The sequence below is a fragment of the Streptomyces sp. JLBT605 genome (assembly GCF_058215555.1).
The window spans coordinates 3,878,330-3,892,068 of the sequence record NZ_CM177087.1 but is presented as its reverse complement, the minus strand read 5'-3'; the positions used below and the strand labels follow the sequence as shown (position 1 = coordinate 3,892,068).

The window sequence follows — 13,739 nt, the reverse complement described above, 5'->3', positions numbered from 1 at the left end:
AGGGCAAGCCCCCGTGGCTCCCTTGCGGATGGTGTGATGGTCCGCCTGATGTGGCAGCTTACGGGTGAGGACACGGGACACGCAGCCATGGTTCCCACACCCGCCGATGGAATCCCGTAAGCCCCACACGCCTCACCGGCAATGGCCAAGAGGTCCGCGGCGGGGCACCCGTACCTTGCCGCCGCGCCCCACCGGCCAGATATCGTCCATTGACACTGAGGTCTGCATTTCCCGGGCAGCCCCAGCGATCCGAGGAGGACGACCGTGCGCCTGACTCTGTCCGTCGTCGACCCGCTCGGTGCCGCCGGCACCGATGTGGTGCTCGATGCCGACCCCGAGTCGCAAGTCGGCGATGTGGCGCGCGAGCTGGCCCAGCAGCTGGGCCGCAGCGCCCACGCGCAAGTCATCCCCATCGGCGCGCACGGCGCCGGCGCGGCCGCCGCCGGGGCACCCGCCGTCTACGTCGACGGCTACGCCCTCGACCCCACCCTGACCATCGCCGCCTCCCCGCTCCGCGAGGGCGCCGTGGTGAGTCTGTACGACCCGGCGGGCTGCCTGCCCGGCGAGCCGACCGGCGTCGTGGAGCTGCGGGTCGCCGGCGGACCGGCCGCCGGGGCCGTGCACCGGCTGGGGATCGGCCGCTACGACGTGGGCAGCGGCACCGGCTGCTACATCCGGATCGACGACCCGGAGCTGCCGGAGCGGGCCCTGACCCTGTCGGTGGCCACCGACGGCACCTGCCGACTCGCCGTGCACATCGACCGCAAGGACGTCACGCTCGACGGCACCCCGCTGACCGAGATCGAGGGCGAGAGCGACACCTGGCCGCTGGGCGCCCAGCTCGCGATCGGCAACACCCTGCTGGAGATCGCCCGGTACGCGCCCCCGAACGCCGCCCTGAAGTGGTCGGAGGACGGCGGCGGACTGGACTACAACCGTCCGCCGCGGCTGCGGCCGCCGGACCGCGAGACCAAGTTCAAGCTGCCCAACCCGCCCAAGGAGAGCCCGGCGCGGCCGCTGCCCTGGCTGATGGCGCTGATGCCGCTGGTCACCGCCATCGTCATGGTGATGGTCTTCGGCCGCTGGTACTACATGATCATGGCGGTGATGAGCCCGGTCATGATGTTCGCCAACTACTTCATGGACAAGAAACACGGGCGCAAGTCGCATGCCCGGGAGGTTAAGGAGTACAAGGAACACAAGGCGCGCATCGAGAAGGACGCCCAGGACGCGCTGGTCGCCGAACGCCTCGACCGGCGCCAGGCGATACCCGACCCGGCCACGGTGCTGAACCTCGGCACCGGTCCGCGCACCCGGCTGTGGGAGCGCCGCCGCAACGACTCCGACCACCTGCTGCTGCGGGTGGGCACCGGACGGCTCCCCTCCGAGGTCGTCCTGGACGACCCCGAGCAGGACGACCACCGCCGCGAGGTCACCTGGAAGATCGAAGACGCGCCGGTCGCCCTGTCGCTGTGCAGGCTCGGCGTGATCGGCATGGCCGGCCCCGGCGACGCCTCACGCGCCCTCGGCCGGTGGGCCGTGGCCCAGGCCGCGACCCTGCACAGCCCGATGGACGTGCAGTTCTACGTACTCACCGAGGCGTCCGCGCAGGGCAGTTGGGACTGGGTGCGGTGGCTGCCGCATGCCCGCCCGTCCGGCGGCAACGACACCAACGTTCTGATCGGCACCGACGCGGAGACCGTCGGTGCCCGGGTCGGCGAGCTCACCCAGATCCTCGACGCCCGCATCAAGGCGAAGAAGGAGAACGGCAACCAGGGCATGGGCTTCCAGGACCCGGACATCGTGGTCGTCTGGGACGGCTCACGCCGGCTGCGCTCGCTGCCCGGCGTGGTGCGGCTGCTCCGCGAGGGCCCGGCCATGTCCATCTTCGCGGTCTGCCTCGACTCCGAAGAGCGCTTCCTGCCCGGCGAGTGCCAGGCCATCGTGATCGCCGAGCCGCGCCCGGAGGAGCACGCCACCGGCTCCGGCACCGAGCCGGCCGGCGCCCCGCAGCCCGCCGCCCAGGCCGCCGGCGGCTTCCCGTCCTTCCAGGCCTGGCACGCCACCCCCGGCGGCCGGGCCGGCACCGACACCACTACGTCCGCCGAGCCGCAGCTGCGGCTACGCGTCGAGCAGACCGGCGCCGCCCGTATCGGCAACGTGCGCCCCGACTTCGTCTCCCCCGCCTGGTGCTCGCGGCTGGCCCGCTCGCTCTCCCCGCTGCGCGACATCAGCGGGGAGAGCGAGGACGCGGCGCTGCCCGGGTCCAGCCGGCTGCTGGACGTCATCGAGATGGAGCCGCCGACCGGCGACGCCATCGCGGCCCGCTGGCAGATCGGCGGCCAGTCCACGCTGGCCCTGATCGGTGAGTCCTACGACGGTGCCTTCGGCATCGACATCCGCAAGGACGGCCCGCACGGCCTGATCGCCGGCACCACCGGTTCCGGTAAGTCCGAGCTGCTGCAGACCATCGTGGCCTCGCTCGCGGTCGCCAACACCCCCGAGAACATGACCTTCGTGCTGGTCGACTACAAGGGTGGCGCGGCGTTCAAGGACTGTGTGCACCTGCCGCACACCGTCGGCATGGTCACCGACCTCGACGCCCACCTCGTCGAGCGCGCGCTGGAATCCCTCGGCGCCGAACTGCACCGCCGCGAGCACATCCTCGCCGACGTCGGCGCCAAGGACATCGAGGACTACCAGGACCTGGTGCGCCGCGACCCGTCCAACAAGCCGCTGCCGCGCCTGCTCATCGTCATCGACGAGTTCGCCTCCATGGTCCGCGACCTGCCCGACTTCGTCACCGGCCTGGTCAACATCGCCCAGCGAGGCCGGTCCCTCGGCATCCACCTGCTGCTCGCCACTCAGCGGCCCAGCGGTGTGGTCTCCCCCGAGATCCGCGCCAACACCAACCTGCGGATCGCGCTGCGGGTCACCGACGGCGCCGAGTCCAGCGACGTCATCGACGCCCCGGACGCCGGGCACATCTCCAAGAACACCCCGGGCCGCGCCTACGTCCGGCTCGGCCACGCCTCGCTGGTCCCCTTCCAGTCCGGCCGCGTCGGTGGCCGCCGTCCCGGCGCCGCCGACACCCAGGTCGACGCCCCCTGGGCGGGCCGCCTGGACTGGCAGGACCTGGGCCGCGCGGCGCTGAAGAAGCCCGCCGCCGCCAAGCGCGAGGAAGAGGAGATCACCGACCTCAAGGTGCTCGTCGACGCGGTGCGCGACGCCAACGAGCGGATGGCCATCCCGCCCCAGCACAGCCCCTGGCTGCCGGCCCTGGACGGCACCCTGCTGCTGGACGACCTGCCGCCGGTCACCGGCGCCGGCCCGCTGCCGCCCGCCGTCTTCGGTGTCGCCGACCTCCCCGCCGACCAGGCCCGCAAGCCGGTCGCCGTGGACTTCGCGACCTTCGGCCACCTGCTCATCGCGGGCGCGCCGCGCAGCGGCCGCTCCCAGGTGCTGCGGACCATCGCCGGTTCGCTGGCCCGGACCCACTCCGTCGCCGATGTGCACCTGTACGGCATCGACTGCGGCAACGGCGCGCTCAACGCGCTCACCCGGCTGCCGCACTGCGGCGCGGTCGTCGGCCGCGCCCAGACCGAGCGGGCCCAGCGCCTGGTCAACCGGCTCTCCGCCGAACTCACCCGGCGCCAGGACCTGCTCGCCGAGGACGGCTTCGCGGACATCGGCGAGCAGCGCAACGCGGCCGCCGAGGACAAGCGGCTGCCGTACATCGTGCTGCTGCTGGACCGCTGGGAAGGCTGGCTTCCGACGCTGGGCGAGGTGGGCAGCGGCGAGCTGACCGACGAGCTGTACGCGATCATGCGCGAGGGCGCCAGCGTCGGCATCCACACCATCATCACCGGCGACCGGCAGCTGCTGGTCGGCCGGATCAGCTCGCTGACCGAGGACAAGTACGCGCTGCGCCTGTCGGACCGCTCGGACTTCTCGATGGCCGGCATCAACTACCGCAAGGTGCCCGAGGAAATCGCCCCGGGCCGCGCCTTCAAGGGCGAGACCGGCACCGAGACCCAGTTCGCGCTGCTGTCCGAGGACAACAGCGGCCAGGGCCAGGCCGCCGCGCTGACGGCCATCGGCGAGGCGGCGACCGCCCGCGACGCAGCGGTGCCGCGCGAGCGCCGCCCATTCCGCGTCGACGTGCTGCCCAACCGGATCTCCTTCCAGGACGCCTGGGAGCTGCGCGACCCGGTCGCCTCCCGCTCCCCGCTGTGGTCGCTGGTCGGCGTCGGCGGCGACGAGCTCACCGGCTTCGGCCCCGACCTGGCGCAGGGCGTCCCGACGTTCGTCATCGGCGGCCCGGCGAAGTCCGGCCGCTCCACCGTGCTGCTGAACATGGCCCGCTCCTACCTCGCCCAGGGCACCCGGATCGTCATCGCCGCGCCCCGGCCCTCGCCGCTGCGCGAACTCGACGGTGCAAACGGCGTGTTGAAGGTCTTCACCGAGGACGAGATCGAGGAGGACGACTTCGACGAGGCGATCCGCACCTCCAGCCGCGAGGAGCCGATCGTCGTCCTGATCGACGACGGCGAGGCCGTCGAGGACTGCGACGCCGCCTCCGCCCTGAAGAAGATCGTCCAGCGCGGCACCGAGAACGGCCTGGCTCTGGTCCTCGCCGGCGACGAGGAAGAGATCTGCGGCGGCTTCAGCGGCTGGCAGGTCGAGGCGAAGAAGGCCCGCCGCGGCATCCTGCTCTCCCCGCAGGACTCCTCCGCGGGCGACCTCATCGGCTACCGCATCTCCCGGCGCGACGTGGGCGACCCGATCACCCCGGGCAAGGGCTTCCTGCACCTGGGCGACGGCGAGCCGTTCACCGTCACCACGCCGATGTAGCCCGCCACGGAGCGAATGCGAGGGGCGTCCGCGGGAACCGCGGGCGCCCCTCACCCGTCACAACCGCAGGTCGACGTGACCGTCTCCACCGCGGGGAAGTCGTGACGAACCGCATGAACCCCGCTAGCGTCCTTGCCCACGCAACCACCTTTATTCACACCGGGAGCCACCGTGGTCCGTCGCACCGTGCCCGCACTCGCTGCCGCCGCGGCGGCAGCGCTATTGCTCGCAGGATGCGGCAGTAGCGACGACAAGAAGGACGACGAGATCCCCGGTGCCGGCAAGGCGAGCCACTCCTCCTCGGCGAAGCCGGCCACCAAGGCGCCGGCCGACCCCGACGCACCCAAGGTGAACTTCCCGAAGGACTTCACCCTCGTCACGGAGTGGGAGGCGCCGACCGATGCGAAGCAGGCGGCCGTCCTGGAGAGCGCGATGGGCTATGTGCGGGGTATCAAGCACGGCATCATCGAGCAGGAGCCCAAGGACCCCGCCTACCTGTACTTCTCCTCGCCGCTGGGTGACACCCAGTCCTACGCGCAGGAGCAGATCGACAAGCACGTCAAAGGCGGCTGGACGCTGACCGGCACCGACCGCTACACCCGCCCGGAGGTCCGTGTGGCCGAGGACGGCAAGCGGGCCTCGGTCACCTTCTGCGAAGACCAGTCGAAGATGTTCGGCAAGGAAGTGAAGAGCGGCAAGGTGCTCCGAACCCAGCCGAGCGACAAGGATTACTACTTCTTTGAGATCGGCATGGAGCCGGCCGACAAGGACACCGTCTGGCTGGCACGGTCGGTCAAGGTTCAGGGGGAAGCCACCCAATGCAAGGCATAAGAATCTCCGCGCCACGTGCGCTGCTCAGCGCCCTCGTCACGGCCACCGCTGTCCTGGCGGCGTCACCCGCCTATGCGGGCGGCCCGGTGGACTCGTCGACCTCCGGCGGCCGGGAGGGGCAGAACATCAACGCCCGGGCCGCGAAAATCACCTATGACACCTCGAACAACGGCTCCGGAAAGTCGACCGGTTCGCTCACCGTGAGCGGCAGCAGCTGGACGCCTCCGCCGTGCTGGTACGCGCCGCTGTGGGACTCCAAGGAGTTCGCCAAGTCGACCGAGGACATGTACAACGAGACGATCAACTACCCCGGGCAGCACAGCTACGCCAAGCGTGCCGTGGGCGAATACCGGAACAACTACAAAGACGGCGAGTACAAGAACTACAACCTGGACAAGCAGGGCAAGGGCATGTGGTGGGGTGCGGTGGAGAACCCCAACGAGCCGGACGGCGTGAAGCGCGCCGCCTGCAACACCAAGCTCCCGTTCTGGGTCGACAAGGGCGAGCAGCCGGAGGTCGAGAACGCCATCGACCCGGAGATGCTGGCCGGCCTCGCCTACCAGCAGCTGAAGGTTCCGGACACCGACATCAGCCTCAGCCCGAGCGGCCGGCAGACGGTCAACCTGCACACCTGGGCCTGGCTGGACAAGGCGACCTTCAAGCCGGTGTCGGTGACCGCGTCCCTGGACAACATGGGCATCTCGGCCACCACCACCGCCAAGCCCGTCGCCCTCAAGCTGGAGCCGGGCACCGAGAACGCCGAGCTGCACCCGTCCTCCGGCGCATGCCCGATCAACGAGGACGGCAGCATCGGCACCCCGTACGCCAAGGGCTCGGGCGACAAGACCCCGCCGTGCGGCCTGACCTACCTGCGCGCCACGCAGGGCAAGGCCCCGTACAAGCTCAAGGCGACGATCACCTGGGAGATCACCTGGAAGGGCGTCCCCAACGGCGGCGGCGACCTTCCTGCCGGCACCTTCGGCACCTCGCAGAACGTGACGGTCCGTGAGGTACAGTCCGTCAACCGCTGACGCATCCGCGTGTGCATCCCCCGCCGGGGTCGGTCCACGGACCGGCCCCGGCGGCCGTGGACGCGACGCACGCGCGCCTGTTCGCCCGCGCCGGCCTACACCGGCACCACCGAGGTCATGAACGACTCGACCGCCCGGCGCCACTGGACCGGCTGGTCGTAGTGGATGAGGTGGCCGGCGTCGGGCACTTCGGCGTACTGGCCGCGGGGCAGGACCCGGACCATCTCCTGGGCTTCGGCGCGGCCCAACTCGCCGTCGAGGCCGCGGATGACCAGGGCGGGGCATTCGACCAGGGCCAGCTCCTCCCAGTGGGCGTCATGGACCCAGGTCTCGCGGGACCTCAGCATCTGGCGGCGGGAGAAGACCGGGCGCCAGCCGTCGGAGCGCTCGGTCATCACCTCGGCGTAGAACTCGCCTCGGGACGGGTTGGGGCGCTCCAGCCAGGGGTCGTCCTCGCCGAACCACTTGCGGACGTCGGCGAGGGTGGCGAAGGGGAGGGGCCAGGAGGCGAACCAGTCGGCCCATTCGCGCTGCGAGGCGGCGCCCAGCGCGGAGGCGCGCATATCGCTGATCACCAGGGCCTGGACGAGGTCGGGGCGGCGGGCGGCGAGCTGCCAGGCGGTGAGGGCGCCCATGGAATGGCCGATGAGGGTGACCGGGGCGAGATCCAGCTGCTCGATGGCGGCCTCGGCGTCGGCCACATAGGCCTCGCGGGTGAACGGGCCGTCAGCGGGCTTCTCGCTGCGGCCGTGTCCGCGCTGGTCGAGGGCGACGGCGCGGTGCCGGGTGGTGAGCCAGCGGGCGGTGTCCGCCCAGTGCGCGGCGCGGCCCATGAGCCCGTGCAGCAGCAGCACGCCGGGATCCTGCGCCTCCGCGCCGCCACCGGCGGCCGCTTTGGGTGGGTCGGTGAACTCCCAGGCAGCGAGCCGCACACCGCCTGCCCCGGTTACGTCGATACGCCGCACCATTTTTCTGGCACCCCCATTCCTCGCCTCGCCTCTGCGCCTCTCGACTGTGTCGGCCCGACCCAGGCTATCGAACGATTATTCGAACACGCGGCTCTGCGGGCCAAGACCGCTCGTTCGAGTGACCGGCCTCAAGGATTGTTCGTCCTCGTCGAGGGGAGATCTTCAACGGGAGGCGGACGGCTCGGGGAAGGGAGTCCGCCGAGGCAGACCCTGAGAGCTCGGGGCTTCGGGTCGCCGACGCCTCCGGCGGCAGGTCCCGCTCCATCGCGGATCCGGCCGCCGGAGGCGTCCGGGGGAAAGAGGGGGGACATGGGGAGGCGGGGCCCCGGCGGCACCAGGCGCCGGGGCCTTTGTCATGCGCCTCGTCGGCACCCCGCCCACCGCCGCCCGGCAACCGGCGCGGGGCTCGCCCCGGGCCGAGCGCCGGCCCGTAGACGCCGCGCCCGGCGGGCAGCGGCCCAGCGGCGCCGCACCTACCGGACACCGGCCGAAGGGCGCCGCGTCTGGCGGGCACCCGTGCGGGGGTGCCACCCGTGCGTTCCATGGAGTCCCTCCCTGACCGGGGGCGGCCGGCGGAGGGAGGGCAGGCCGCGCCCGCACCCCTTGGCCCCAGGTCTTCCGCTCGTCTCCACACCCAGCGCATCGGCCGCACCCCCGCACGGCCGCACACGCGACAGCGACAGCGTGACATGCCCGAGGCGCGGGCGCTTGCTTTCTGGGTAACTCCGGAGGCACCCTCGGTGGTTACCGCAGGTAAGTGACTCCGTTTTGGTCTGGTCCAGGCCTAGGGGCCGCACACGGCACACGGTCCGGCGCCGACGGAGGGATGTTCCGCTTCCGCTCCGGCAGGAGCCGGGGAACGGGCCCGGAGCAGGCCGGGGAAAGACGGCGCCAGGACAGGGACGGGGGGACGGGCGGGAGCGGCGCGGCGGGGCCGCGCCGCGCTCAGCGCTTGGCCACGAAGACGTGCGCGGCGATCCCGGTGTCCAGCTCGGCGGCCTCGCCGCTGCTGCCCACCAGCACGCCGCCCGGCGACTCCGTCACGCTCACCACCGAGCCGGGCTGCACTCCGGCCCTGCGCAGGGTGTGCATCAGCTGGGCGTCGGTCTGGATGGGCTCGCCGATCCGCCGCACCACGACCGTCTTGCCCTCGGTGCCCGGGTCCAGATCGATCAGGCTGACCATGCTCTCGTCCAGGAAGGGATCGGCCTCCGCCTTCTCCCCCAGCTCCTCCAGACCCGGGATCGGGTTGCCGTACGGCGACTCGGTCGGGTGCCGCAGCAGCTCCAGCACGCGACGCTCCACCGCCTCGCTCATCACGTGCTCCCAGCGGCACGCCTCGGCGTGCACCTGCTCCCACTCCAGCCCGATCACGTCGACGAGCAGGCACTCGGCGAGCCGGTGCTTGCGCATCACGCGGGTGGCCAGCCGCCGGCCCTCGTCGGTCAGCTCCAGATGCCGGTCGCCGGCGATCTGGACCAGGCCGTCCCGCTCCATGCGGGCGACTGTCTGGCTGACCGTCGGGCCGCTCTGATCGAGCCGCTCCGCGATACGCGCGCGCATCGGAACTACACCTTCCTCCTCCAGCTCGAGGATGGTGCGGAGATACATCTCCGTGGTGTCGATCAGTCCGGACATGCGTGCCCCTCGATATGTCGTGCGGTGGCCCTGCCCTCAATTCTGACGCATCCCACTGACAAGCGGGGCTGGTCCACGACTTGGGCCCGACCCCTTGTCGAGTCCGTATTGACAGAGCGCTGGTCCAGACCGCAACGTGATCCGCGCCACCAGCGTACGCACCCACGGAAAGGGCACCCGCAGGGATGAGCGAGAGCAAGTTGGCAGGGCAGTACTTCGACGCCGCGATCGGACTGCTGCAGCGGGTGCGCGACGAGGAGGGCGAGAGCATCGCCGCGGCCGGATCCCTCCTCGCGGACACCGTCGTCGCGGGCGGCCGGCTGTTCGCCTTCGGCGCCGGTCACTCCTCGCTCCCCGCCCAGGACGTGGTCTACCGGGCCGGTGGCCTGGCGCTGATGAACCTGCTGCCGGTGCCGGGCGTGGTCGGGATCGACGTGGTGCCCGCCACCCTCGGCAGCGCGCTGGAGCGGGTCGACGGGCTCGCCGCCGCCGTCCTGGACACCAGCCCGATCGGCCGCGGCGACGTGCTCGTCGTCATCTCGCTGTCCGGCCGCAATCCCCTGCCGGTGGAGATGGCGCTGAACGCACGGGCGCTCGGGGTCAAGGTGATCGGCGTGACCTCCGTTGAATACGCAACCGGTACCAAATCCCGGCACTCCAGCGGCAGTTTCCTCAAGGACCACTGCGATCTGGTGCTCGACACCAAGATCCCGCTCGGTGACGCCGAGCTGACCGCCGAGGGCATCGGCGCGCCCTTCGGGCCCGCGTCCACCGTGGTCACCAGCGCCCTGATGCAGGCCGTGCTCGCCGCGACCGCCGGCGAGCTGGCGGCGCGCGGCATCGACCCGCCGATGTTGCGGTCGGGGAACGTGGACGGCGGACACGAGTGGAACGGGCGGGTGATGGCGGAGTACGCGGACCGGATCTTCTACCGCCACTGAGCGCACCCCGCGGGCGCCCGCCGGCCCCCCGTGGCCGCGCCCCCGGCCGCGCCAGGTCGGTCAGCGCAGCTGCCGGGCCAGGTCGAGGGCGGCCGCCACCCGTACCGACACGTCCTCCGCGTACGCCGCGTCCGCCCGGTCGAAGGGGCGGCGGCTCGCTCCGCGCAGGAAGGTCGCCACGCCCAGGGTGCGGCCCCGGCTGCGCAGCACCGAGCAGAGCCCGTGCACGGTGCCCTCCGGCCAGGTGCGGGCCTGCGCCCACTGCGCGGCCGCCGCGCCCTCCAGCCGGGCCGAGCTGGCCCGCACCGAACCGCAGCGTTCGGCTGCCTGGAGCGCCGGGTGGCCGTCCGGATACGGCACCGGGATGCCGCCGGAGAAGACCGGACCGCAGGGGCCCGGGACCGGCCCGGACGCCCCGGCGGGCGTCGCCGCGGCCCGGACCAGCCGGATCCGCACCGGCGGCGGGTAGAGCGGCGCCAAGGCGTCGTACTGGTGCGGCCCACGGTGGGGCTGGAGCGCGTACGACCCCAGGTCCGCGCGGGCGGCCGCGAGGGCATCCGCGGCACCGGTCAGCGGCGGCGGCGAGGCGTGCGGCGGATGCGGGGCGGGGTGCGGACCGGCGGAGCCCGGGCGGTACGGGGCGTCGGCGGCGTCCGGCAGCCGGGGCTCGTACGGCGGCATCTCCGCGAGCGGCGGCTGTCCGGCGCCGGACGGCTCCAGGACCAGGTCGATCAGCGCGTGGTCGGCGAAGCCGGCGAGCGCGAAGTCCAGCTGGACGGTGGCCGCCTCCACCGGGTCCTCGCACTCGGCGGCGGCCCGCGCCGCCCGGTGCAGCTGAGTGCTCCGGAAGCGCAGCCGGGAACTCTCCTGCTCGGCCCGCTTGGTCTCGGTCACGTCCAGGAACAGCCAGGCCACGCCGAGCGGCACCGGTTCCTCGGCGAGCGGCGAGGCCAGCCGCAGGAAGCCGCTGCGCCAGCAGCGCCGCTCGGCCCCGGCCTCCGCCCGCGCCCCGTCCCCGGCCGCGGCCGCCGCGTCCGAGGCGCCAAACCCCGCTCCGCGGCCCTCCCGGCGGGCGCCGCCGGGGTCCGCGCCGGCGCCGCGCCGTCCGCCGCCCGCGGCCGGATCGCGGCCGGTGTCCTCGGCGCGGCGCAGCGTCACCCACAGCTCGGTCGGCGCCGGCGGGGTGCCCTCGGCCAGCACGTGCTGCAGGGCGTTCTCCAGTACGTCCACTCCGTCGGCGACCACCTCACCGAGCGGGCGGCCCAGCAGGGCCGAACGGCCCGCCCGCAGGGCCCGGGCCGCGTGGCTGTTCACCACCGCGGGGCGCAGATCGGCGTCGACCACGACGACACCCCAGGTGGCGTCGTCCAGCAGCGCCTCGCTCAGGGCGATCGACCGCTCCAGATCGATCTGCGCGTGCACCTCGCTGAACGCGCAGTAGACCCCGGAGGGCCGGCCGCCGGGGCGCCGCACCGGGGAGGACTGGGTACGCACCAGGACCCGTCCGCCGTCCCTGGTGCGCAGCGCGAACTCGTGGACCTGGCGGCCCGCCCCCTCCATCGCGGCCATCAGCCGCGTCTCGACGTCGGGGGCGTCGGCGGCGCGGGTGGCCCAGCCGCCCAGGCCGCGGCGGCCGACGGCTTCCGCCGCCGACCAGCCGAGGATCCGTGCCGCCTCGCGGTTCCAGTGGGTGACGGTGCCGTCGGCGTCCAGCGCGAAGAGCGCGGCGTCCATGCCGTCCAGCAGGGCGGCCAGCAGATCGGAGTCGTCCCGGCCGGGCCCCTGGTGGGCGTCGTCCCGGACCGTCCCGGCGGCTGCCGGATCCGGGCCGGAGTCCGGTGGCGATGGCTCCGCCGGCCTGGGGCGAGGAGGTTCAAAACGTCGCGAAGTGGTCACCGGAACCCCCCTGGGACACGCGCCTGAACGAGCTGCGCCAACGGCATCTGCTGCGTCTGCTGCACGTCGGGTCATTCAACTCGAACGTGACACGGACCACATCACGTTCGACGAAATCGTTGCCCGGCAGAAATTCTGTTGAGTCGCGGCCGACGGGTTCCTACTGTGGCAGTACACGAGAAGGGAGGTGGTTCGGAAGATGTGTGATTACCGGACGCGTGAGGTGGCTGCGGGCTAGCGCCCGTCGTCGCGCTCTGCGCGGTGCCGGCGAACCGCCGGCCCAATCCCAAGCAGTCACCCGACCCGTGGGCTCGCCGGCACGTCCGGCCGGTTCCCTCTCCGAGGGAAGTCAGCCCACGGGTCGTCTGCGCTTTCCGCTGGTCGCGGGTGACCGGAACCGGGGCGGCCGCGAGGCCGCTCGCCTCGGTCGACCGCGCGGCCCGGACCCGGGTCGGCCGCGAGGAGCTGCCCGTCTCGGTCAGGGGCAGAGGCGTTCGACGCGCCAGCCCTCGGCCTCGCGGACGTAGCGCAGCCGGTCGTGGAGGCGGTTCTCGCGCCCCTGCCAGAACTCGACCTCGGTGGGCACCACCCGGTAGCCGCCCCACTCCGGCGGCACCGGCACCTGCTCCTGCGGGTAGCGGTCCGCAAGCTCCGCGTAGCGGCGGTCCAGCTCCTCGCGTGAGGAGATCACCGAGGACTGCGGGCTGGCCCAGGCGCCCAGCTGGGAGCCGTGCGGGCGGGTGCGGAAGTACGCCGCGGTCTCGTCCCGGCCGGTGCGCTCCGCGACGCCGCTGACGATGACCTGGCGGGCCAGCGCGTGCCAGGGGAAGAGCAGCGAGACGTGGGGGTTCTCGGCGATCTGCCGGCCCTTGCGGGAGTCGTAGTTGGTGAAGAAGACGAAGCCGTGCTCGTCGTAGGACTTCATCAGGACCGTGCGGGAGCTCGGCCGGCCCGACGCGTCCGCGGTCGAGGCGATCATGGCGTTGGGCTCCGGCAGCCCGCTCTCCACCGCCTGGATGAACCAGCGTGCGAACTGCTCGTACGGGCTCGTCGCGAGTTCGCTCTCGGCCAGCCCCTCCGAGCGGTACTGCTTGCGCATGGTGGCCGGGTCGAGGGTGAGCTCGACGAACGGGTCATGCGGGAGCCCCGGACAAGGATCACGGGGCTCGTTCGGGTCGTGCGGGTCGAGGTGAGGCACGCGCCTATCTTGCAACATCGCCCTACGGCGGCCGCCGGGGCCGTGCGGATCCCCGGACCGGCCACCAGACCGCCCACGAGGCAGGCCACCCGGCAGGGCACCCGGCAGGTCACCGGGAACGGACCGGGCAACCCATTTGCCCTGCGGCACGCCCGCGTAACCCTCCCGCGGCGAACCGGGCAGTGTGCCGCTTCTCACGCTTCCCCGCAGGTGCCGAACCCACCAAAATCATGTGCTGGCCCACTGTGGCCTCCGGACATCGACGCTATCGTGTCCGGCCCGTGCTGCCTCCCGACGCGCCTGGGTGACCTCCACGCTCGCGGGGCATCACCGGGGTGACCGCTGACGGACCGCGAGTCGTGCAGGGCGACCGCGTAGCCGG

General features: G+C 72.5%; 8 protein-coding genes. 4 read left to right on the top strand and 4 right to left on the bottom strand.

Annotated features, from left to right (window positions below):
* The first annotated feature begins 264 nt into the window (after positions 1-264).
* The 3 genes from AC4BDD_RS16890 (at position 265) to AC4BDD_RS16880 (ending at position 6,716) form a co-directional block, all read left to right on the top strand.
* On the top strand, positions 265-4,854 hold the full coding sequence (locus AC4BDD_RS16890; RefSeq protein WP_490686271.1) for an FtsK/SpoIIIE domain-containing protein: 4,590 nt from the start codon (positions 265-267) through the stop codon (positions 4,852-4,854).
* Between the two features lie 171 nt (positions 4,855-5,025).
* Positions 5,026-5,685, top strand: a complete 660-nt coding sequence (locus tag AC4BDD_RS16885) for a hypothetical protein (protein ID WP_490686270.1) — start codon at positions 5,026-5,028, stop codon at positions 5,683-5,685.
* A complete protein-coding gene (locus AC4BDD_RS16880; protein ID WP_490686269.1) occupies positions 5,673-6,716 on the top strand; it encodes a hypothetical protein in 1,044 nt (347 codons plus the stop codon). Before AC4BDD_RS16885 ends, AC4BDD_RS16880 begins: the two co-directional genes overlap by 13 nt.
* Before the next feature lie 95 nt (positions 6,717-6,811).
* On the opposite strand, the gene AC4BDD_RS16875 is transcribed toward AC4BDD_RS16880, so the two are convergent.
* Together AC4BDD_RS16875 and AC4BDD_RS16870 are read right to left on the bottom strand one after the other, a co-directional pair.
* Entirely contained in the window at positions 6,812-7,684 is an 873-nt protein-coding gene (locus tag AC4BDD_RS16875) for an alpha/beta fold hydrolase (RefSeq protein WP_490686268.1), read from the bottom strand.
* Between the two features lie 945 nt (positions 7,685-8,629).
* Positions 8,630-9,322 carry an iron-dependent transcriptional repressor DtxR gene (locus AC4BDD_RS16870; protein ID WP_490686267.1) on the bottom strand — a complete coding sequence of 231 codons (693 nt, stop codon included), beginning with the start codon at positions 9,320-9,322 and terminating at the stop codon, positions 8,630-8,632.
* Positions 9,323-9,507: 185 nt separating this feature from the next.
* Between AC4BDD_RS16870 and AC4BDD_RS16865 the strand changes: the two genes are divergently transcribed.
* A complete protein-coding gene (locus AC4BDD_RS16865) occupies positions 9,508-10,263 on the top strand; it encodes an SIS domain-containing protein (protein WP_490686266.1) in 756 nt (251 codons plus the stop codon).
* A 60-nt stretch (positions 10,264-10,323) separates the two neighbouring features.
* Here AC4BDD_RS16865 and AC4BDD_RS16860 read toward each other — a convergent pair whose 3' ends face one another.
* Together AC4BDD_RS16860 and pdxH are read right to left on the bottom strand one after the other, a co-directional pair.
* A complete protein-coding gene (locus AC4BDD_RS16860; RefSeq protein ID WP_490686265.1) occupies positions 10,324-12,234 on the bottom strand; it encodes a PAS domain-containing protein in 1,911 nt (636 codons plus the stop codon).
* A 403-nt stretch (positions 12,235-12,637) separates the two neighbouring features.
* Positions 12,638-13,258 carry a pyridoxamine 5'-phosphate oxidase gene (gene pdxH / locus AC4BDD_RS16855; protein ID WP_490691803.1) on the bottom strand — a complete coding sequence of 207 codons (621 nt, stop codon included), beginning with the start codon at positions 13,256-13,258 and terminating at the stop codon, positions 12,638-12,640.
* Positions 13,259-13,739 lie beyond the last annotated feature (481 nt).